The 23,444-nt window shown below is 38.0% G+C and carries 19 protein-coding genes; 3 read left to right on the top strand and 16 right to left on the bottom strand.

From position 1 onward, the window contains the following. Positions 1-186: 186 nt before the first annotated feature. From ligA to DU508_RS11665, 3 genes are all read left to right on the top strand, one after another. Positions 187-2,202 (top strand): NAD-dependent DNA ligase LigA, encoded by a 2,016-nt coding sequence (ligA, locus tag DU508_RS11675; protein ID WP_115402990.1) that lies wholly within the window; start codon positions 187-189, stop codon positions 2,200-2,202. A 124-nt stretch (positions 2,203-2,326) separates the two neighbouring features. After that, a complete protein-coding gene (dapA, locus tag DU508_RS11670; RefSeq protein WP_115402989.1) occupies positions 2,327-3,214 on the top strand; it encodes a 4-hydroxy-tetrahydrodipicolinate synthase in 888 nt (295 codons plus the stop codon). A 170-nt stretch (positions 3,215-3,384) separates the two neighbouring features. Beyond that, positions 3,385-4,044: a hypothetical protein gene (locus tag DU508_RS11665; RefSeq protein ID WP_115402988.1), complete on the top strand. Its 660-nt coding sequence runs from the start codon at positions 3,385-3,387 to the stop codon at positions 4,042-4,044. A 569-nt stretch (positions 4,045-4,613) separates the two neighbouring features. Here DU508_RS11665 and DU508_RS11660 read toward each other — a convergent pair. The 16 genes from DU508_RS11660 to mraZ form a co-directional block, all read right to left on the bottom strand. Beyond that, positions 4,614-4,790: a histone H1 gene (locus DU508_RS11660; protein ID WP_090982499.1), complete on the bottom strand. Its 177-nt coding sequence runs from the start codon at positions 4,788-4,790 to the stop codon at positions 4,614-4,616. A gap of 260 nt (positions 4,791-5,050) precedes the next feature. Then, positions 5,051-6,292, bottom strand: a complete 1,242-nt coding sequence (locus tag DU508_RS11655; RefSeq protein WP_115402987.1) for an aminotransferase class I/II-fold pyridoxal phosphate-dependent enzyme — start codon at positions 6,290-6,292, stop codon at positions 5,051-5,053. A gap of 166 nt (positions 6,293-6,458) precedes the next feature. After that, entirely contained in the window at positions 6,459-8,084 is a 1,626-nt protein-coding gene (gene ftsZ / locus DU508_RS11650; protein ID WP_115403338.1) for a cell division protein FtsZ, read from the bottom strand. A 131-nt stretch (positions 8,085-8,215) separates the two neighbouring features. Continuing rightward, complete coding sequence (gene ftsA / locus DU508_RS11645; protein WP_115402986.1) at positions 8,216-9,574, bottom strand: cell division protein FtsA; 1,359 nt, start codon at positions 9,572-9,574, stop codon at positions 8,216-8,218. Positions 9,575-9,579: 5 nt separating this feature from the next. Then, complete coding sequence (locus DU508_RS11640; protein ID WP_115402985.1) at positions 9,580-10,761, bottom strand: cell division protein FtsQ; 1,182 nt, start codon at positions 10,759-10,761, stop codon at positions 9,580-9,582. Further along, the gene (murC, locus tag DU508_RS11635) at positions 10,754-12,109 is read right to left on the bottom strand and encodes a UDP-N-acetylmuramate--L-alanine ligase (protein ID WP_115402984.1); all 1,356 of its coding nucleotides are present in this window, start codon (positions 12,107-12,109) and stop codon (positions 10,754-10,756) included. The genes DU508_RS11640 and murC overlap by 8 nt, the downstream gene beginning before the upstream one ends. A gap of 134 nt (positions 12,110-12,243) precedes the next feature. Continuing rightward, a complete protein-coding gene (gene murG, locus DU508_RS11630) occupies positions 12,244-13,350 on the bottom strand; it encodes an undecaprenyldiphospho-muramoylpentapeptide beta-N-acetylglucosaminyltransferase (RefSeq protein WP_115402983.1) in 1,107 nt (368 codons plus the stop codon). A gap of 82 nt (positions 13,351-13,432) precedes the next feature. Beyond that, positions 13,433-13,846: a GxxExxY protein gene (locus DU508_RS11625; RefSeq protein WP_115402982.1), complete on the bottom strand. Its 414-nt coding sequence runs from the start codon at positions 13,844-13,846 to the stop codon at positions 13,433-13,435. Between the two features lie 43 nt (positions 13,847-13,889). After that, positions 13,890-15,083: an FtsW/RodA/SpoVE family cell cycle protein gene (locus DU508_RS11620; RefSeq protein WP_199562698.1), complete on the bottom strand. Its 1,194-nt coding sequence runs from the start codon at positions 15,081-15,083 to the stop codon at positions 13,890-13,892. A gap of 16 nt (positions 15,084-15,099) precedes the next feature. After that, positions 15,100-16,491 carry a UDP-N-acetylmuramoyl-L-alanine--D-glutamate ligase gene (murD, locus tag DU508_RS11615; protein WP_394341371.1) on the bottom strand — a complete coding sequence of 464 codons (1,392 nt, stop codon included), beginning with the start codon at positions 16,489-16,491 and terminating at the stop codon, positions 15,100-15,102. A gap of 185 nt (positions 16,492-16,676) precedes the next feature. Then, complete coding sequence (gene mraY / locus DU508_RS11610; RefSeq protein WP_115402980.1) at positions 16,677-17,924, bottom strand: phospho-N-acetylmuramoyl-pentapeptide-transferase; 1,248 nt, start codon at positions 17,922-17,924, stop codon at positions 16,677-16,679. Continuing rightward, positions 17,924-19,381 carry a UDP-N-acetylmuramoyl-L-alanyl-D-glutamate--2,6-diaminopimelate ligase gene (locus DU508_RS11605; protein WP_115402979.1) on the bottom strand — a complete coding sequence of 486 codons (1,458 nt, stop codon included), beginning with the start codon at positions 19,379-19,381 and terminating at the stop codon, positions 17,924-17,926. The genes mraY and DU508_RS11605 overlap by 1 nt, the downstream gene beginning before the upstream one ends. An 88-nt stretch (positions 19,382-19,469) precedes the next feature. After that, positions 19,470-21,572, bottom strand: coding sequence for a penicillin-binding protein (locus DU508_RS11600; RefSeq protein WP_115402978.1), 2,103 nt, complete (start codon positions 21,570-21,572; stop codon positions 19,470-19,472). Beyond that, positions 21,562-21,984 (bottom strand): FtsL-like putative cell division protein, encoded by a 423-nt coding sequence (locus tag DU508_RS11595; protein ID WP_115402977.1) that lies wholly within the window; start codon positions 21,982-21,984, stop codon positions 21,562-21,564. The genes DU508_RS11600 and DU508_RS11595 overlap by 11 nt, the downstream gene beginning before the upstream one ends. After that, on the bottom strand, positions 21,981-22,886 hold the full coding sequence (rsmH, locus tag DU508_RS11590) for a 16S rRNA (cytosine(1402)-N(4))-methyltransferase RsmH (RefSeq protein ID WP_115402976.1): 906 nt from the start codon (positions 22,884-22,886) through the stop codon (positions 21,981-21,983). The genes DU508_RS11595 and rsmH overlap by 4 nt, the downstream gene beginning before the upstream one ends. After that, positions 22,876-23,343, bottom strand: a complete 468-nt coding sequence (gene mraZ / locus DU508_RS11585; protein ID WP_115402975.1) for a division/cell wall cluster transcriptional repressor MraZ — start codon at positions 23,341-23,343, stop codon at positions 22,876-22,878. The genes rsmH and mraZ overlap by 11 nt, the downstream gene beginning before the upstream one ends. Positions 23,344-23,444 lie beyond the last annotated feature (101 nt).

The following is a 23,444-nucleotide window of genomic DNA, read 5'->3' as shown; positions in this document are numbered from 1 at the left end:
TACCTATTCTTTCTCATTAACACTTACATCAAAACCTTCCTTTGGTATCCTTGCGTAAAACTACTCTTTATAAGCCGTTTTAGCTTTTTTAACATTTTTATTGAAAAAGAATGATTTTTTATCTGTCTTTGGATGGTAAGCAATCTTTTGTTTTTCAAAACACTAAAATCAATTTATATTTGCCATATGTCGCTATTTGCAATAAAAGAAGAAATGGATGCGTTGGTTGCAGAACTCAACCAGCATAATTATAATTATTATGTACTGGCCATGCCAACCATTGGCGATTATGAGTTTGACAAAAAGCTAAAACACCTTGCAGAATTGGAAAAAGCAAATCCAGATTTTGCAGATCCAAACTCCCCAACTCAACGTGTCGGCGGAGACATTACCAAAAACTTTGCTACGGTGCTCCACAAATACCCCATGTTATCATTGGGCAACACCTATAATGAGCAGGATCTTCGTGATTTTGACGAAAGGATCAGAAAAGCAATTGGCGATAATTTCGAGTATGTTTGTGAATTAAAGTTCGATGGATTATCAATTAGTTTAACCTACGAAAGTGGCAAACTTGTAAGGGCAGTAACCCGTGGAGATGGCACAAAAGGCGATGATGTGACTAATAATGTAAAAACCATTCATACCATTCCTCATCAGATAAAAACAGGTAACGTTCCTGAACATTTCGAAATCCGTGGAGAGATTTTCATGCATAAAGCTGCCTTTTTAAGGTTAAATGCCGCCCGTGAAGAATTAGGTGAGATTCCCTATGCAAACCCAAGGAATTTCGCATCCGGAACAATAAAAATGCAGGATAGTAAAGAAGTGGCCAAACGACCTTTAGACGGATTTATATATTTTCTGTACACAGATAAAAACGAATTCAAAAATCACTGGGAAAGCTTGCAGGCTGTTAAGGATTGGGGATTTCATGTTTGCCAACATAACAAATTGGTCACAAACATAAATGAGGTGCTCGATTTTATTCACTATTGGGAAGAGGAACGTTTCAAACTGAGTTATGATATTGATGGAATTGTAATTAAAGTAAACAGCTATGCACAACAGCAGGAATTGGGTTTTACAGCCAAGTCTCCCCGTTGGGCGATATCATATAAATATAAAGCAGCAGAGGTAGAAACTGTTTTAGAAAAAGTTACCTATCAGGTTGGACGAACAGGTGCAGTTACACCTGTTGCAAACTTAAAACCTGTATTACTGGCAGGAACAACTGTAAAACGGGCGACCCTTCATAATGCAAATGAAATCGAAAGATTAGACCTCCACGAAGGTGATACCGTATTTGTAGAAAAAGGTGGAGAGATTATTCCAAAAATCATTAAAGTAAATTTAAGTAAACGTTTGGCGGGCTCAAGTAAAGTACATTATTTGCATAATTGCCCCGAATGTGGAACTGAACTGATTAGAAAAGAAAGTGAAGCGGTTCACTACTGCCCGAATGATGAAGGTTGCCCTCCACAAATTGTTGGAAAAATACAGCATTTTATTTCCCGCAAAGCAATGAACATTGACGGCCTGGGAAACGAAACAATCGAAACTTTTTATAAGCATGGGTTAGTGAATCATATTAGCGATTTGTACACTTTATATCAGAAAGCAGATCAGCTTAAAAGCTTAGATCGGTTTGGTGAACGATCTATCGAAAACATGCTCACTGGAATAGAAAGATCAAAAGAAATGCCTTTTGAAAAAGTACTTTTTGGATTAGGCATCCGTTATGTTGGAGAAACTGTTGCAAAAAAATTAGCTGCTGGTGTGAAAAATATTGATATACTGGCCAAGGCATCAATTGACGATTTAATTGCTATTGACGAAATCGGGCAGCGCATAGCCGAGAGTATTGTTGAATACTTTGCAAAAAAAGAGCATTTAGAACAGATAGAATTATTAAAATCAGCAGGTTTACGCTTTGAAATTGAAGAAAAGTTAATTGAACTGGCAAGTGATCAACTTATTGGAAAAACATTCGTAATTTCGGGCGTTTTTGAAAACTACAGTCGCGATGAGCTGAAAGATATGATTGAGGCAAATGGCGGAAAGATGTTGAGTGGAATTTCAGGCAAATTAAACTATTTGGTTGCCGGTGATAATATGGGACCTTCAAAACTGGAAAAGGCCACTAAATTAAATGTTCCAATCATCAGCGATGAAGAACTTTTGAAAATGATAAACGAATAGTTTATTACCACAAAAGACATTAAAGACGGAATAAGACGTGTTATAAATACAATTTATAACTATTAAAAAAATACCTTGGCATCGTTTACGGCTCCGAGGTAAATAAAAAACAACAATTTATATAATGAACAAATTTCAGGGTACTGGTGTAGCATTGGTTACACCTTTCAACACAGATGGATCTGTTGATTATAACGGTTTAAAAAACCTGATTAATCATTTGATCGACGGAGGGATAGATTACCTCGTTTCTTTAGGCACAACCGGCGAAACCGCTACAATGACTAAGGACGAGAAGAAGAAGGTGTGGGCTTATACTGCTGAAATCAATGATAACAGATTACCATTAGTTGCGGGAATTGGCGGAAACAATACGCTCGCCGTTGCTGAAGACATTAAAGCTTTTGATACCACAGGCTATAGTGCAATTTTATCTGTAAGCCCTTATTATAACAAACCAACACAGGAAGGTATTTATCAGCATTATAAATATTTAGCTGAAATTTCACCTTTGGATTTGATTTTGTACAATGTTCCAGGTCGTACCATGAGCAACATGAGCCCGGAAACGACCTGTAGGTTGGCATATGATTTTAAAAACATCATCGCCACCAAAGAGGCATCTGGCAGTTTCGATCAGTTCAATCAAATTATAAGAGATAAACCTGAGGATTTCCTCTTGATCTCTGGAGATGATCCGATTACCTTGCCGATGATTGCCCTAGGCGCATCAGGCATTATTTCAGTTGTTGGTAACGCATTGCCAAAACAATTCTCTGATATGATAAGACAATGCTTAACCGGGGATTTTAAAGCTGCTACACCAGCGCATTTAAGTTTGGTGGAATTTACCCGTTTAGCTTTTGCAGAAGGTAATCCGGCAGGAATAAAAGCAGCCTTAAAACATTTAGGTGTATGTGGGGATACAGTCAGATTACCTCTGGTTAAAGCCTCAGATGCTTTGACAAATGCAATTGTTAAGGAAATAGAAAAAATAAGTACAGTAGCTTAAACAGAGGATTGATTTAATTCAAAGAAGTCAAGTTTTAAAAACTTGACTTCTTTTTTTATAGCCCTACATGAATATGTTTTAATTTATATCAGTTGACTGTGTAGATTGATATTCAACAAGTTAATTTTTTTAAAACTTGGCTTATTTATAAAAATTGGTTAGATTCATTTATGCCAATTAATAACAAATATATTCAAGACTTTGTTGAAGATGAGTTTATGCATATCATTTGCAAATCTGTTACCGGTTCGCTATTATTTAAAAATGATGCTAATAGATCTTACTTTCTTAAAAAATATGCAGAATACAGTTTTGGTTATCTGGAAACGTATTGTTACATATTACTTTCAAATCATGTACATTTTCTGGTAAAATGCGTGAACGAACGATCTCTCACTGCCCGTTTGAAATTACTCCCACAGGAGCATTTGAAAACACATCAAAAGAAATATGTGAATAAAGAATTAACCTTTAGCGAGGCTTTAGAATTCCAAATGAAAGACTTTTTTATATCTTATGCCATGGCTTTCAACAAAGAGAATAAAAGATCTGGTTCATTATTCATTAATCCCTTCAGAAGAATTAGAATAACTGATGATGCTCATTTACAGCAAAATATAATATACATTCATGCAAACGGTATTAAACATGGCGTATGTAAGCAGCTAACAGATTTTAAATGGTCATCTTACCAACCTCTTTTATCTGATCAAGCAACCAAATTAAAGAGAAATGAAGTAATGGAATATTTCGGAAGCAAAAATAATTTTATAGAGATGCATCAAACACAGACCCAATATTTTTATCAGAATGCTTTAGAGTCCGATTAGATTTATTACCAAAATGCAAAAATGCCTTCTGAAAAATATTTTTAGGATGTATAAAAAACACAATATTTTATCAAAAGCACTCTGAATCTGATTAGATTTATTACCAAAGAAGTCAAGTTTTAAAAACTTGACTTCTTTCAATACAGAAATACCTTCTTAAAATCTTTTTAAAATGTATAAAAACACAATATTTATCAAGAGCACTTTGGATCCGGTTAGATTTATCACCAAATAAGTCAAGTTTTAAAAACTTGACTTATTTCAATACAAAAATACCTTCTTAAAATCTTTTTAAAATGTATAAAAACACAATATTTATCAAAAGCACTTTGGATCTGATTAGATTCATTACCAAAGAAGTCAAGTTTTAAAAACTTGACTTCTTTCAATACAAAAAACCTTTTGAAAATATTTTAAGATGTATAAAAACACAATATTTTATCAAAAGCACTTTGGATCTAATTAGATTCATTACCAAAGAAGTCAAGTTTTAAAAACTTGACTTCTTTGCAAAAATGCCTTCTGAAAAATCAGAAGGCATTTTTATTGATAAATATCTTTATAATCGCTTAAGCTTTGTTTTTCGTTTCCTGAACTTCTAAACGGATAGCCTGAGCTAAATTTTTCAAATCCTGCATACCCTTGCGCACACGAGTTCCAGCAGCACTGTTCCCTTTGTTATAAAACTTGTCTGCATCAGCTTCCAAAGCCGCAACTAAACTTTTTACTTCTTCAAATTTTTTCATTTTCTTAGTACTCCTATTATTTTAAAGGTTTGAGTTATAATTAACTAACTCTAATTTAGAATGTTTGTTGTAATAAAAAAATTTTTAATTAAATAAAAAAACGCCTTTAAAGCCGTTTTTTTCCACATTTAAGCGGTTTATAAACATTTATTATCAACAAATTACAAATAAAATACTGATAAGCAATGTATTACAAAAATAAAGCACAAAAAAAAGCCCTTTAAAGCAATTTAAAGGCTATAAGCAATATTTTATTTTAATTAAGCTATAGCAAACTGATTTTCTTTATAATAACCATTTTCCAGCTTTTCTGCCACTTCACTAAAAGCATCCAATGTACGTTGCACATCTTCTAAAGTATGAACAGCTGTTGGAATTAAACGCAGTTCAATCATTCCTTTTGGAATTACAGGATATACCACGATCGAACAGAAAATGCTGTAGTTTTCACGTAGATCGAAAGTAATTGCAGTTGCATCAGAAAGCTCACCTTTTAAGAAAACCGGAGTAACCACTGAATCTGTCACTCCTAAATCAAATCCACGTTCACGCAAACCTTTTTGTAAAGCGGTTGCTATTTCCCATAGTTTATCTTTCAACTCTGGTTTGCTTTTTAATAATTCCAAACGTTTTAACAAACCAATTACCATTGGCATTGGCAAAGCTTTGGCAAAAGTTTGTGAACGCATGTTGTATCTTAAGAAATTGGTGATTTCTTCTGTTGAAGCTACAAAAGCGCCGATGCCTGCCATGGATTTTGCAAAAGTACCGAAGTAAACATCAATTCCATCGATGCAATCCTGTGCTTCATGTGTTCCGGCACCGGTTTTACCCATTGTACCAAAACCATGTGCATCATCAACTAAAATACGGAAGTTGAAGTCTTTTTTAAGTTCAACCAGTTCCTTTAGTTTACCCTGCGCACCACTCATTCCGAAAACACCTTCAGTAATCAATAAAATGCCACCACCAGATTCATTTGTTAATTTAGTGGCACGTTCTAATTGTTTACGTGCACTTTCGATATCATTGTGTTTATACACAAAACGTTTTCCCATGTGTAAACGCAACCCATCAATAATACAAGCGTGAGATTCTGCATCGTAAACGATCACATCATTTCTATCAACCAAAGTATCAATGATGGAAACCATACCCTGGTAGCCATAGTTTAATAAAAACGCATCAGGTTTGCCCACAAAAGCTGCAAGTTCCTGTTCTAATTGCTCATGATATTTTGAATTACCACTCATCATACGTGCACCCATTGGGTACGCCATGCCGAATTGAGCAGCAGCTTCCTGGTCTGCTTTTCTAACTTCCGGATGATTGGCTAAACCTAAATAATTATTTAAACTCCAAACCAAATGCTCTTTTCCTTTGAATTGCATGTGTGGCGCAATTTCTCCCTCTAATTTTGGAAATGAGAAATACCCATGAGACCATTTCTGGTGTTGACCAAGTGGCCCCATGTGCTTTGCTATCTTATCAAATATATCCAATGTATTATGTGTTTTTATAATAAAAATTTTGCGAATTTAAGCTTTATTCGTCTTAAAATCAACCAGATTAATATTTTACATGTCAATTAAGATTTTTCACGATCTAATTTTATGCCAAAAAAGCCCCGGCTTTAAATCGGGGCTTTAAAATTATACTTGGTTTGATTTAATCAACGTTATCGTGTAAAAATGAATTGTTAGGCCTGATCTCTGTTCCTCCGTCCTGATCATTACTTAAAGTGAAACGACTTACCTGTGATTCAGAAGAATGTTGGACCTGTTGCAGTTGCATTTGTTTACGTTTGTAAGCAGGTTCATTTTCCAGTTCCTGTAAACCATTGGTTGTGCGCAATTTCATACTCAAATCTTTCAAACGTAAAATACGTTCTTTTGATTTTTTGAGTTGCTCTTCCATTGATTCATCATTCTTGTCGTCATCTAAACCAGCAACGGGCATTTCCACCACTGGTTCAGGCTCAGGTGCAACCTCTGCAACTGGTGTTTCGAAAACAAAATTGGTTTCAGCTAATTTAACTTCAAACTCAAATCCGGTTTCTTTAGGTTCTTCTACCTGCGGTTCTTCCTCTATCAAAGTATGGCGAACTACATTGTTTTCAGGTTCCTGAACTTTTTGTGGTTCAGGCTTACTGAACATTCCACCAAACAAATCAACCTGAGAAGGTTCTTCTTTAGCTTTCAAAACCGGCTCGTATGACGGAGCCGCTTTAGGCTGAATAAAAGAGTTTACCGGTTCAACGGGACGAACCAAAGGCGCCTCTTCAGGCGTTAACAATGATATTTTCTTTTTATTTTTTTCTTCGTTTACGCGTTCTTCTGAGGTTTGGAAACCTGTAGCAATAATAGTTACAGATAATTTATCACTTAATGACTCATCTGTACAGTTACCCCAAATTAAATCGGCAGATAAGCCTGCTTTTTCCTGAATGTAATCTGTAATGATGGAAACCTCATCCATTGTTACCTCACGAAGACCAGAGCTGATGTTTAACAAGATATAACGGGCACCTTCAATCTCATTGTCTTTTAATAATGGAGAGGCCAAAGCGCCTTCAACCGCTTGTAATGCACGATCATCGCCTTCAGCAGAATGGCTACCCATGATAGCCACACCGCTATCTTTCATTACTGTGCGCACATCTTTAAAATCCACGTTGATATAACCCGGAACAGTAATGATTTCTGCGATACCTTTTGCAGCGGTGGTTAAAATATCATCAGCCTGACCAAATGCAGAACCCAGCGTTAAGTTTCCGAAGATTTCACGCAGCCTGTCATTAGAGATTACTAAATAAGAATCCACATATTTCTTCAGTTCTTCCATGCCTTCATCGGCCTGCAGTCTACGTCTTTTTCCTTCGAAAGAAAATGGAGTCGTGATAATGGCAACAGTTAAAATGTCGAGTTCTTTAGCAGCTTTGGCAATAATCGGAGATGCACCAGTTCCTGTACCACCACCCATTCCTGCAGTAATGAACAACATTTTAGTCGTACTACCTAACATGGCTTTAATATCATCGATATTCTCTATGGCCGAGTTTTTACCCACCTCAGGAATAGAGCCAGCCCCCATGCCTTCGGTTAAACTAGCACCTAATTGCACCTTGTTAGGGATAGGGCTAGATTCCAAAGCCTGGGCATCTGTATTACAAATAATAAAATCCACACCAGTAATACCTGACAGGTACATATGGTTCACCGCGTTGCCGCCACCGCCTCCAACACCAATTACTTTGATGATTGAAGACTTATCTTTTAACATTTCGAACTGCATATCTTTATGAATCAGTTGTTTAAAAATTTTTAAATTCTGTTCATTACTCAACGTAATATTAACACTTTTTCAACAGACGTTTTCCACAAGTGTTAAGAATGTGGAAAACTCATGTTTTGTTGAAAAATACCTTAGCTTTTCAGGTAATCTTCGTCACTTACATTCATATCATCCTGAATGAAAGTTCTTGTTTTGGCAAGTAATTTATCGAAAAGACCCGGTCCGCGCTTCTCCTTTTCTTTAGCCGTTTTTGGTTTCTCCACAAAAACACCTGGTTGTTTCATTTCTTCCATCAGTTCTTCTGCTTTTTGAATACCTTTAATTAACAAACCAACACTGGTTGCGTACATGGGGCTTTTCAAATCGTCGTAAATCGCTTTCGGCATATCTTCATACTTAGACAAATGTTCGTTTGGATAACCAATGCGGCAATCTAAACCAGTTACATATTCCACAGCCTGAGAAAGGTGTTTCAACAGTGCACCACCACCTGTGATCACGATACCACCGATTAATTTTTTCTCATAACCTGATGACTTTATTTCATAATAAACATGCTCAATGATTTCTTCCATCCGAGCCTGAATTACGTAAGCCAGATTTTTAACAGAGATTTCTTTTGGTTCACGACCACGAAGCCCCGGAACACAGATGATTTCATTCTCTTTATTTTCTTCAGCCAATGCAGAACCAAAACGTGTTTTTAATAATTCAGCCTGATTACGCATAACAGAGCAGCCTTCTCTGATGTCTTCCGTAACACTATTACCACCAAATGGAATTACAGCCGTATGGCGAATAATACCCTCATGGAAAATGGCGATATCTGTGGTACCACCACCAATATCCACTAATGCAATGCCGGCTTCTTTTTCTTCCTCGCTCAACACCGATTCAGAAGATGCCAATGGCTCAAGAATGAGATCCTGAGTTTGCAAACCTGCATTGTTTACACATTTGATGATGTTCTTAACCGCCGTAACCTGACCAGAAATGATATGGAAATTCGCCTCAAGACGTACTCCTGCCATACCAATTGGGTCTTTAATACCTGGTTCATTATCGATGGTAAACTCTTGTGGCAATACATGAATGATTTCCTCTCCCGGAGGCATCACCAGTTTAAACATATCATCAATCAACTTATCGATATCTTTTTTACCAATTTCGTTGTTTAATTCTCTTCTTGTTAAAATTCCTCTGTGCTGTAAGCTCTTGATGTGCTGACCAGCAATACCCACATTTACCACCTGTATCTCTACATTGGATTGGCCGCTTGCTACTTCAACGGCCTGAGCAATGCCCTGTACGGTTTTTTGAATGTTAGAAACCACTCCTCGTGTCACACCCGCTGATTCTGCCTTGCCTATTCCTAAAATTTCTATCTTACCGTGTTGGGTTCTCCGACCAACGATAACACATATTTTTGTAGTACCGATATCCAATCCTACTACAATGGGCGACTGACTGGTAAATTTTGCCTTGTCCATATTCGTTAATTTTGTTGAGTTTTATATTGTTTTTCTAGGGCTCTGATTTCTTTTTCTCTCTCTAATTTCAGCTCTGCTGCAGATTTCACAGGTTTCTTTAAATCTGTCGCAGGCTTCGTTGCTGGTTCTTTTTTATCTACTGGTTTTGTTTCCTGAGGCCTGGCTGCAACGGTGGTTACGGTTTTCTTCACTTCTGTTTGAGCAGGTTCTGTTTTTTTAGATTCTGCTTTTTGTGGCTCAACCTTTTTGGGTTCCTCCTTTTTAGGTTCAACCCTCTTTGCTGTAACAGCAGCTGTTTGCTCTCCTGTTACCTGTCCAATCACATCTCTGATCAATGAATCGGAAACTTTTTGCTGTATTCTCAAACTATCAGTCGGAGAAATTGTTTTTCGTTTTCTGGCAATTTCAGTTGAATCTCTTTTTTCGCAAACAATTTGATTGGTATACTTAATATTGATTGTTCTGTAAGTTTCCCATCCCACCAAAGGCATTGCTTTTTTGTAGAACAACAACAGATTGGTCATCTTCTTTTCCAATGAATCTGCATTGCCCAGAATGATGCGTTGATTACCAACTCTGGGAATGAGCTCAATATCATTTTTCTGATCAACCACAATCTGTTCGATTTGGGAATCCCACAGGGTATCCTTTTTAATATATAATGCTGTTTTATAAAGATCGTGTGCCAACCTGGTATGCAAAGTATCAACGCGACTTCCAAAAACCTCTGTGATATTACCAGTTGCTACCAATACATTGGCTGTGAAGTTTGATGAAATCGGCATTTTCAATCCATCATTGTCAATATAGAAATCCTGTCCGCTATTATTTAATATTCTAACCACAGGTTGTCTTTGCTTTACTTCAATATTCAATACACCATCCATATCCACATATACTTTTGCAAACGCGATGTATGGATTGGATTGAAGTTTTTTCTCAATTTGATGAATGTTGATTTGTTCCAGATTCCGTCCAAGAAGCATACCCTGATCCTCGCGAAGTATAGCATCAATTTCTTCTCTTTCAATGAAATTATCAGCTCCAGGTATCAATATTTTAACATCACTACATTTAACTGTTTGCTTTTTAACATTGATGAAACTTAACAGCACCACCACTCCTGCCAGGCTGATCAGCCAGGCAAAGCCAGTAAAAATTGCGCTCCAGTTTATCCGTTTAAGCATTGTTCAATATATTTTTAATCGGCTCGATAATGGTATCAATATCTCCCGCTCCAACTGTTAAAATTAACTCAGGTTTTGTGTCCTTAACATGCTGAACCACAAAATCTTTTCCACATATTTTTTTATTCTCTAAAGTGATTTTATCCAGTAAAAACTGTGAATTTACCCCTTCCAAAGGCAATTCTCTGGCAGGATAAATTTCCAGCAACAGCATTTCATCAGCAGTGCTTAAAACTTTTGCGAACTCATCAGCAAAATCACGGGTACGCGTAAATAAATGCGGCTGGAAGATCACTGTTAACTTTTTATCAGGATATAATTGTCTAACGGCATCAAAACAAGCTTTTAATTCTTCAGGATGATGAGCATAATCATCAATATAAATCTGATTATCATTATTTACGATATACTCAAAACGGCGTTTTACACCTTTGAAGTTGGCCACAGCTTCTTTGATCTTTTCGGCATCAATGCCTAATTTCAAAGCAATGGCAATAGCAACTGTTGTATTTTCGACATTATGCTTGCCAGGCAGCATTAAACTGATATCCTTAATTTCAGTTGAATCATCGCTGTAATCAAAAACAAATTTCGATCCTTCAACCCGCAGGTTTTCAGCTTTAGCTGTTGCGGTAGAACTTGCCGCATAACTGATTCCGTCAGATAGAGACAGACCTTCATGTACGTACAGCGTACCATTTTCTTTTAACTGACCAGCGTATAAACGGAATGACTCTTCTAAATGACTTTTGTCTCCGTAAATGTCTAAATGATCGGCATCCATTGAGGTTACCACAGCGATATCCGAATGCAGTGTTAAGAAAGAGCGATCATATTCATCGGCTTCTACCACCACAACATCGTTTTGACCGAAAAGAACATTGCTGTTGTAATTGCTGGTTATCCCCCCTAAAAACGCTGTACAATCGTAGCCTGTATCTTTTAAAATATGCGCTACGATTGATGAAGTAGTGGTTTTACCGTGGGTGCCGGCAATTCCGATACAGAACATTCCCTGGCTAATGATGCCTAAAACCTCAGAACGCTTTTTAAGACTGAATCCTTTATCCTTAAAGTGATTTAAGATTTTTAAATCTTTTGGAATGGCTGGTGTATACACTACCAGAGTATCGTCATGATGATCCAGAAATGCACAAGGTAATGCAGCAGATTCATCTAAATAAGTAATCAAAATCCCTTCTTGTTCCAATGTTTCAGTAAGCTTGGTTCTGGTTTTATCATAACCACAAACCACCTGACCGCGTTTGGCAAAATAACGTGCAAGCGCACTCATGCCGATACCACCGATACCAACAAAAAACACCCTATTTATTTTACCTAATTCCATTTTATTTTAAGCTAAAGCAGAAAGACTAAAGACCAAAAACTTTTCTTTCCACTATCATTTATTTTTTCGCTATAAGAATGCTTTGAACCTTGCAATGACGTTTTGCCTTTGCTCTGGTCTTTCAGCCTTAGTCTTTAAGCTTTTATCAGTTTCAACACTTCACCAGCGATAATTTCATCTGCTTTCGGCAATGCCATTCTTCCCAAATTTTCAGATAACTTTTCTCTCTGATCTTTATTATTTAATAGAGCCAGTGCTTCTTTAACCAGCGTGTCTTCTGCAGACCGATCGTTGATTAACACTGCGGCCCCGTTTTTTACCAGTGCCATTGCATTTTTCGTTTGATGATCTTCAGCAACATTAGGTGACGGAACTAATATTACTGGCTTCTTGATCAGACAAAGCTCAGCTATTGTTCCTGCTCCTGCTCTACTGATAATCACATCAGCAGCGGCATAGGCTAAATCCATCTTGTTTAAAAACTCCAGAATCCGGATATTAGGGTGGTAATCCAATCCTAATCTTTCGATAATTCCTTTATAATAATATTTGCCTGTTTGCCAGACTACCTGCACATCCTGAGCCAGGATTTCTGGTAAATGTTTCTCAATTGCTTTATTTAAAGTTCCTGCACCGAGGCTTCCTCCTGTAACCATAATGGTTTTCTTTAAAGGATCGAGCTTTAAAAGCTCTGCTCCTGCATGGTGTTTTCCTTTAATATCTATTACTTCTTTACGAACGGGATTACCTGTTTTCAAAATTCGGTCAGCAGGGAAGAATTGTTCCATCCCATCAAAGGCTACGCAAATTTTCGATGCTTTTTTCCCCAGCCATTTGTTGGTTATCCCTGCGTAGGAATTTTGTTCCTGGATCAGGTAAGGAATACCTTTCAATGATGCAGCGTATAACAGCGGCCCGGAAGCATATCCACCTACACCAACCACTGCATCTGGTTTAAAATCATTAATGATCTGCACGGCTTTACGAACACTTCCGATAACCTTAAATGGCAATGCCAGGTTTTTAATGATCGAACCTCGTTGCATTCCACTGATGTTCAAACCTATGATCTTATATCCGGCTGCAGGAACTTTTTCCATTTCCATACGACCATTTGCACCCACAAATAAAATTTCACAAGCGGGCACCAAACGCTTAAGCGCATTGGCTATGGCCACGGCGGGAAAAATATGCCCGCCGGTGCCACCACCTGATATGATAATTTTTGGGGAATTATTCATTTTTAAATTATATGTTTTTATTATTAACTATTTCACCACAAAAGAAACAATAGTGAACAAAAGTTAATTTTCATTTTTATTCTTATTCTGGTAAAATCCTATACAAATCGTTTACGTAAGTTCTTTGTCCTTCTGTATATAAATTCACTGTATTAAAGTTGTATATAATTCCCTTAGGGGAACCTAATAATTTCATATAGGTAATAATTTGAGCCTCATGAATGGGCATCAATTTATCAACAGACTTTAATTCAATCGTTAATACATTTTCGACAAATAAATCACACCTCAAATTTGTATCTATAGCTATTCCTTTATAATTAACAGGAACCAGCATTTCAGTTTCAAAAGAAATCCCTCTAAGCAAAAGCTCGTGTTTCATACACCTATGGTAAGTACTTTCCAACAATCCAGCACCTAAAGCCTTATGCACTTCAATGGCAGCCCCATTAACCTGATAAGTTAAATCCTTTAGATATGTTTTACTCGTAATCATTATAACTATTGTGCTCTTTTGTTTCTTTTGTGCTTGCAAATAATTATCCAAATGCCGGAATCTCTCCAACAATTACTTTATTTTTTACTTTATCTTTTTCCTCTTTACTAACTACACCAGCATTTTCCTCCACATCTCGGCTTACACTCAAAATAATCCCAAAAGCCACACTGGTAAAAATCATTGATGTACCACCCATACTTACCAAAGGGAGTGGAACTCCTGTTACAGGCCCCAAACCTACAGCAACTGCCATGTTTGCAAAAGCCTGAATGGTCAGACTGAAACTCAGTCCGGCGGCGAGTAAAGCTCCAAATGCCTTGGGGGCTCTGGTCACTATTTTTATACATCGGTATAAAAGCACCAGGTAAAGTATCATGATTACAATTCCTCCCACAGTTCCCCATTCTTCAATAATAATGGCGAAAATAAAATCGGAATATGGGTGTGGCAGGAAATTGCGCTGGGTACTGTTACCTGGCCCTTTACCAAAAACACCACCAGTAGCCAGTGCAATTTTTGCCTGATCTGCCTGGAAAGTTTTATCTGAATGCTGCATCTCCGGATGCATGAACGTATTGATACGAGACATGTAGGTTTTTCGTCTTGGCCCCAAGAAGAAAACAAACAACAAGAGTACAAAGCCACCCGCACAAACAATAGCAATTTGTTTTATACTGATACGACCGATGATCAAAAGCAAAATACTTACTCCGAATAACATCAAGGCCGTAGATAAATTGGCCAATGCAATTAATACAAAGACTACACAAACAGACCCCATAATCGGGATGAATGATTCTCTTACATTTTTAATGTTCTCTTGTTTTTTGGTCAGCATTCTTGCCAAAAACGTAATTAAAGCGAGTTTTGCCAAATCTGATGTTTGAAAAGTCAAGCCGATTACAGGGATTTTAACCCACCTTGAGGCATCGTTTAAATTTGTACCAAAAATTAACGTATACACCAGTAAGGGTATGGTCACGATCATCAATATTTTGGAAATACCGGCGTAATACCTGTAATCGAGCAAATGGGCAATGTAAATCATTCCAATTCCCATGAGCACAAAAATCAAGTGTTTGGTTAACAGCAACTTTTCTACCGCCTCACCCTTTTTATACGCTAAAGTTCCTGTTGCACTGTACACAGCCATTACAGATATAAGCGAAAGCAGGATGATGATCAACCAGATCCATCTATCGCCTTTTGTTTTATTAAGTAGTGCTTGCAACATATATTAAGCCTCCTATTTATAATTCTCTAACTGCCGCTTTAAATTGATTTCCGCGATCTTCATAACTTTTAAACAGATCAAAACTTGCACATGCCGGAGAAAGTAAAACAGCATCTCCACGTTTTGCCAGATGAAAAGCAATTTGTGCAGCTTCTTCGGCTGAAAAAGTATTCACAATCACATCCACATCATCTTCGAAGGCATCATGAATGCGTTTATTGTCTTTGCCCAAACAAACAATTGCCTTCACTTTACTTTTTACCAAATCTTTGAGCATACTATAATCATTGCCCTTATCAACTCCTCCCATAATCAATACCACATCAGTGGTCATGCTTTCCAGGGCGTACCAGGTAGAGTTCACATTTGTTGCCTTGCTATCATTGATGAAATCAATTCCTGAAATTTTGGCCACATGCTCCAACCTGTGCTCAATATTCTTGAAATTGCCCATGCTCTCGCGAATGGTATCATTTCTTAACTCTAAAACCTTTGCTACAATGCCCGAAGCCATAGAGTTGTAAATGTTGTGCTTGCCTTGTAAGGCTAAATCTGAAATAGACATGGTTAGTTCTTTATTTGGTTCTGTAAGGATGTGTATTGTTTCTGCTTTTAAGTATGCACCTGTTTCAACTTCTTTTACAATTGAAAAAGCGTACGTTTTGGCCAATGGCTTGATATGCATTAATGCTTTGATACTTTCTTCATCATCTGCACAATAAATGAAAACATCATTTTGAGTTTGATTTTGAATGATGCGCATTTTTGAGGCAGCATAATTCTCCAACTTATAATCGTACCGATCTAAATGATCTGGTGTAATATTCAATAAAACAGCAATATCTGCCCTGAACCTGAACATATCATCCAGCATAAAACTGGAAATCTCAAGCACATAATACTCAAAATCTTCAGTTGCTACCTGGGCTGCAAAACTCTGGCCGATATTACCTGCCAAGCCTACATTTAAACCAGCATTTTTCAATATATGGTAGGTTAGCAAGCTTGTTGTGGATTTACCGTTGGATCCTGTTATGCAAATTACTTTAGCATTGGTATAGCGTTTGGCAAACTCTATCTCTGAAACCACCGAAATGCCTTTTTCCACCAGTTTTTTTATAATTGGTGCCGTTGATGGAATGCCCGGGCTTTTGATCACTTCATTTGCATTTAATATCAGTTCTTCAGTATGTTTTTCTGATTCGAACGGAATGGATAATTTCTCTAAGGCCGCCTTATACTTATCGGTAATTACACCATAATCAGAAACGAAAACATCAAACCCTTTTAATTGCGCAAGTTTGGCCGCACCAATGCCACTTTCGCCAGCACCTAAAATAACAACACGGCTCCGCCCTGCCATTGCCGACTGAGTATTGCTTTGCGATATGTTGTGATCTGTGCTCATTTATTTTTTACTTACCACCTAGGACATCTTGGATCATCTTGTTTTTTTTACCACCTGAGGTGCTCCTTGGTTGTTTTTATTTTTCTTTTTACTACCCAAGACACCTGAGCATCTTAGTTTTATTTTTTTTGGATGTTGATTTACCTTAAACCCTAACCTTTAAACCCTAAACCTTTTACCTTGTATTATCTCAATTTCAATGTCACTATTGTCATGATTGCCAGCATGATGCCGATAATCCAGAAACGGGTAACAATTTTAGCTTCGTGATAACCTTTCTTTTGATAATGATGATGCAATGGCGACATTAAAAATATTCTCCTTCCTTCCCCAAACCGTTTCTTGGTGTACTTGAAGTATGAAACCTGGGTAATTACCGAAACCAGCTCCACCAGGAATATCCCGCAAAGCACCGGAATCAAAAGTTCCTTACGAATCATTAAGGCGAACGATGCGATGATCCCCCCGATGGCCAAACTTCCGGTATCACCCATAAAAACCTGGGCCGGATAAGAATTATACCATAGAAAACCTACACATGACCCTACAAAAGCACCTGCAAAAATCATCAGCTCTGCAGAGTTGGGGATGTACATGATGTTAAGGTAATCGGCCATGATCGTGTTACCTGAAACGTAAGCCAAAATCCCGAGGGTAATCCCTATTACCGCCGATGTGCCCGTGGCCAGACCATCGATACCATCAGTGATGTTGGCTCCATTAGATACCGCTGTAATGATAAAAACAGTAAATGCCAGAAATACTAAAAATGCATATTTCTGATAATCGCCACCTAAAAATTTAAAAACCTTGGCATAGTCAAACTCATTGTTCTTATAAAAAGGCATATTGGTTTTGGTTGACTTTACATCTTGTGTATAATAAAATGTTTCTCCCTTTTGGCGTAACACCATTGGGGCAGTGGAAGTACTTTTTACATCGTCCTGAACCGTTTCTCTTACCACAATATTTGGATGAAAATACATGGTGCAACCAACAATCAGCCCCAAACCAACCTGACCAACTACTTTAAAGCGACCTGCCAGTCCTTCTTTATTTTTCTTAAATACCTTGATATAATCATCCAGAAAACCAATCGCACCCATCCATACGGTAGTGATGATCATTAAAATCACATATACATTTGAGATATTGGCAAATAGTAAAGTCGGGATCAAAATACCCATCAAAATAATGATACCTCCCATTGTTGGCGTACCTTGCTTTTGCATTTGCCCTTCCAGACCTAAATTTCTAACCGTTTCACCAACTTGTTTTTTATGTAAATAATCAATCAGCCTCCGCCCATAAACGGTGGTGATGATCAAGGAAAGAATGATAGAAATTGAAGCACGAAAGGTAATGTACTGGAACAACCTTAATCCAGGAATATCATAATGCTTATGCAGGTATTCAAATAATAGATATAACATTAGCTGTTCGGGTTTAGTTGTTCAATTAAAATTTCCTTATCATCAAAATGATTCCTCACTCCATTAATCTCCTGGTACTTTTCATGTCCTTTACCTGCCACTAAAATGATATCTCCGCTTTGTGCTAAATGGCAAGCTGTTCTTATAGCCTCTCTTCTATCCAAAATGGATAATGTTTTACGTTTATTTGTTGGCGATACGCCTGTTTCCATATCATTGATAATGGCTTGCGGATCTTCGGTTCTTGGATTATCAGATGTCAGGATTACTTTGTCGCTCCAATCGCAGGCTACCTGAGCCATCACTGGCCTTTTGGTTTTATCGCGATCGCCACCGCAACCAATCACTGTAATAACCTGTTCAGTTCCTTTCCGAATGTTTGCAATGGTGCTCAACACATTTTGAACCGCATCGGGAGTATGTGCATAATCAACAATACCAATGATGTTATCCGGAGATGTGATATAATCAAAACGACCTTCGGCACCTGTTAACAAACTTAATAGTGTTAAAACCTTTAATTTATCTTGTTCTAAAAGAATAGCCGTTCCGTAAACCGCTAAAAGATTATAAGCATTGAAAGACCCTACGAGTTTGAAATAAACATCTTCATGGTCAATATCCAGATGCAAACCGCTAAACTGGTTTTCAATGATTTTAGCTTTAAAATCTGCCAGTTGCTTTAATGCATAGGTTTTTTTATATGCTTTGGTGTTTTGCAACATCACCATACCGTTTTTATCATCGATATTGGTCAGTGCAAAAGCCGATTTTGGCAATACATCAAAGAATGCTTTTTTAGCTTTCAAATAACTATCAAAAGTTTTATGAAAATCCAAATGATCATGGGTAATGTTTGAGAAAACACCTCCCGAGAAATTCAATCCTTCAATGCGATGCTGGGAAACGGCGTGTGAACTTACTTCCATAAAACAATAATCGCAACCAGCATCAACCATATCTCTCAATAATTGATTTAATACAATTGGATCTGGCGTGGTGTGCGTTGCAGGAACAACGGTGTCATTAATGTAATTTTCAACAGTTGAAAGTAGCCCTGTTTTATACCCTAAACCTTTAAATAATTTAAATAGAATAGTGGCAATGGTGGTTTTTCCGTTTGTTCCGGTAATGCCGATAAGTTTTAAATCTGCTGATGGATTACCAAAGTAATTGCCAGCCATAATTCCCAGGGCAACAGAAGAGTTTTCTACTTTGATATAAGTTACCGTGAAATCATGCACTTCCGGCAAATTTTCACAAATGATCACAGTTGCTCCCTGCGCAATGGTTTGTTCAATAAACTGATGTCCATCAGCCAGCGTTCCAACTACAGCAAAGAAAACATCATCTTTTCCTACTTTACGGGAATCGAAACTTAAGGCATTGATTTCCCTATCGGTTTTACCAACCAATTCTTTAATCGTGATGCCGTAAAGTAAATCCTGTAATTGCATTTTTTATCATTAAGTGTGAGGATCAAGTATCAAGACTTCTCCTCTACATTTTTATCTCCGGACTCCTGACCTCAGACTCCGGACTTTTTTAATTCAATTCTATTTGTACGCCTAATCCTTTACCCACTTTTGTACCAGCAGCAATAGATTGGCTTGTCACTTTTCCCGATCCTATAACTTTCGTTTTCAAACCCGCATTACCTAAAAGATAAAGTGCATCTTTCAAACCCATGCCCGAAACGTTCGGCATTATACCCTTGCGTTCGGTATTTTCCTGAAAAACCTCTCCGGCACTGGTATCCACTATATTATAGTATTCAGATTTTGAGGCAAAAAGTGGCTTAAAGCCAAAAGCCCTGTATACTTTTTGAGTGGCTTTGCTTTGCCCCGCTTTTGTTGGCGGGTTACCAGTATTGCCGACCAAACGCGTTGGCACATCGTTGTACATCTGCATGTCGCTGGCATAAATCCGGTCGGCAACTGCTCTGAAAACAGGGCCAGAAACCAATGCACCATAATAGGCTCCTTTTGGATCGTTGATTACCACAATCATGGAGTATTTTGGTTTATCTGCAGGAAAATAACCCACAAAAGATGCCTGATATTGTTTATTTGCTTTATAACCCTTGTTTGCATCAGCCACCTGAGCGGTACCCGTTTTACCGGCAATTTTATAAAGTGGATTATAAACGATTTGCTTTCCACTCCCTTCAGTCACAACACCTTCAAGCATTTTTTTGATTTTACTCAGCGTTTCATCCGAACAGATTTTTTCGTTGATTACCCTGGCTTTAAACTGCTCTATTGGATTTCCCAATCTTCTGATTTCTTTTACAAAAATCGGCGCCACGTATTTGCCATTATTTGCTACAGCATTATATAACGAAAGCATTTTCAAAGGCGTAAGCTGCATTTCATATCCATAAGCCATTTGCGGCAAAGTCATGTTCTTGTTCCAGCTTTTGTTTGTTTTTGGGTTTTTAACCACCGGCATTGCCTCGCCTGGTATTTGAAGTCCCATTTTCTCATTCAAGTGCCAGTCATATAAATGATCGGTAAACCTTTTCGGATTATCCTTGTAATGCGTATTAATTAATTTCGCAATGGCTGCATTGGAAGATTCTTCAAAAGCCCGCTTAACCGTTACCGTGGTAACAACAGGATGGGAATCGGTAATTAATTTTCCCGGAATCTGGTAATAACCCGTTGCAATCATTGTATTGGTATCCACCAGTTTATCTTCCAGCAAAGCCATGTATGAGGCGAGCTTAAATGTCGATCCAGGATCCTGATTACCCGCAATTGCATAGTTGAACTTCTCTTTGTAAACACCTTCTTCTACCTTAGAAAAATTTGCCACCGCACGAATCTCGCCCGTAGCAACCTCCATTAAAATTACGGTACCATGGTCTGCCTTACTTGCGATCAACTGCTTCTCAAGTGCACTTTGCGCCAAATCCTGCATATTGATATCTATGGTGGAAATGATATCAGCGCCATCTTTCGGCGCCACTTCTGCTTCTTCGTTAACCGGAATATAAACCCCGCCAGCGATCCGCTGCATCAACCTTTTTCCGGTTTCTCCATTGATATATTCTTTATATGCTCCTTCCAGACCAACCCCGTTGGCAACATTTTCATTTTTATAACCAATGGTCCGGGCTGCTAAAGCCTGAAAAGGGAGAATACGTTTATTTTGCTGAACAGCAATTAAACCTCCGCTGTATTTACCTACATTATAGAGCGGAAAGGTTCTGATCGTTTTTAAATCAGCATAGCCAACTTTTCTGTGAATAAGCAGGTAACGGGCACTATCCTGACGGCCTTTACGCAAGTAACGGGAATACTCTTTTGCTGTTTTATCTTTAAAAATCTGCGCCAGTTTATAGCCGAGAGAATCTACTTTTTCATTAAAAATCTTATCATCGGTTATCCCACCGGCGAACATATCCATCCGAAGTTCATACTCAGGAACGGACGTGGCCAGCAAACTGCCGTCATTTGAATAAATATTTCCACGCGTGGCCTCTACGTTCACGTACCGTGTTGAAAGACTATCAGCCATAGCCTTCCATTTTTTGCCCTGTACAAACTGCACGTGACTGAGGCGAAAAAATACCGCCAAAGCAAAAAGCACAATTAAGCCAAATGCCAGATATACACGAAGCAAGATGTTTGCTCTAATATTCATCGCTTTTAACAATTATTTTTTTTGGTGGTTCAATTAATTCTTTTATTCCCAGGGTATCAACCTTTTTGGCCACTTCTGTCAGCTTGCTCTTGAACATCAGATCAGCCTTTAAAGATTTATACTCCCATCTTAACTCTTTAACCTGCTTATTCAATTCATCAATCCGGCGCACGTTATTTACAGCAAAATGGCTGTTAGCAATATAAACCATGCCCAACAAAGCCAAAAAACACAAATAAGGCAATGCATCTGTGGCCGCCTCCTTTGATACCAATCCATCATTAAAAAGCTTACTAATGAATGAATTGCTATCCATTTTATCTTCAGCCGTTTTCGGCTTTTTTGGCGCAGCTTTTAATTCTGGCTCAGGTCCGATTTCCTCTTCTTCTATTTCCTCCCTAAACCTGTTCATATTTTTTCTGCAATTCTTAGTTTCGCACTACGAGCCCTGTTGTTTTGCGCAATCTCTTCTTCAGTGGCCATGATTGCTTTACGGGTAATCACGTTGAAGGGTTTTTGCTGATTTCCAAAGAAATCCTTTTCAACCTCTCCCTGAAACTTACCCTTAGCCATAAAGTTTTTAACCGGACGATCTTCCAATGAATGGTAAGACATCACTACCAAATGCCCACCCGGCTTTAAAACATCGGCTGCCTGCTGTAAAAAATCTTCAAGCACCTGTATTTCAGCATTTACCTCAATACGCAAAGCCTGAAAAACCTGGGCTAAATATTTATTTTCTTTTCCCTTTGGGATGTATTCGCCGATCGCCGATTTTAAGCTATCAATATCAGTAAAAGGCTTATCCAGGCGAGAGGTAACAATGGCACGAGCCAAAGATTTTGCATTTTTAACCTCACCATAAATACCAAAAATCTTATGCAACTTATCTTCTGAATAGGTATTCAAAACCTGAGCCGCTGTAAGATCGCGATGCTGATCCATACGCATATCCAACCCGGCATTATGACGAATGGAGAAACCACGTTGTGGAACATCAAACTGATGAGACGACACACCAAGATCGGCCAGGATGCCATCCACCTGCCTAAATCCCTTCAAACGAAGATTATTTTTAAGAAAACCGAAATTTTGATCAATAAAGATCAGGCGATCATCAGCAGGAATATTCGCCTGTGCATCAGGATCCTGATCGAATGCAATCAAGGTTCCGCTTGGCCCAAGACGCTTCAGGATTTCTTTTGAATGACCACCGCCACCAAAAGTCACATCCACATAAACACCATCAGGCTTGATGTTCAACCCATCAATGCAAGGCTGAAGCATTACCGGAACATGGTAATTATTCGCCATCTGCACCTCCTTTCTTTCCACCCATTACTTTTTGAGCAAGATTTGCAAAGTTGGCAGGAACATCATCAAAAATATCTTCGTATGATTTTTTATCCCAAACCTCAATGCGATCTAATTGACAAGCCAAAACCAGATCACTGCCAATGCCCGCATATTCTGCCAACGACTTAGGCAATAGTACCCGACCGGCAGCATCAAGCGAAAGCTCAGTTGCGCCACGCGTAAAAGCTCTGACAAAAGCACGGTTTTCCTGATCATAGATATTTAGTTTGGCAAGATCAGCTACTACAGCATCCCAAACATTTTTTGGATAGATCACGAGATTTTTCTCGAAACCACGGTTGATGATGAGCCCATCATTCTCTGCATCAGGCAATTGTTTCTTAAGCGCAGCAGGTACCATAAGGCGTCCCTTTGCGTCAAGTTTACAATCAAATTCTCCTAAAAGTTGGGTCATAGTGGTATCTACACTTTTTATCTAGTGTAAAAGTAAAGAGTTCTACCACTTTTTACCACTTTTTACCACAAAAAAGTTTTCCACATCCTTTTTGTTACATT

Source organism: Pedobacter chinensis (assembly GCF_003339865.1).
In the GTDB taxonomy this organism is placed as follows: Bacteria; Bacteroidota; Bacteroidia; order Sphingobacteriales; family Sphingobacteriaceae; genus Pedobacter; species Pedobacter chinensis.
The sequence above is the reverse complement of the archived record's forward strand: the minus strand, read 5'-3'. Positions and strand labels throughout refer to the sequence as shown.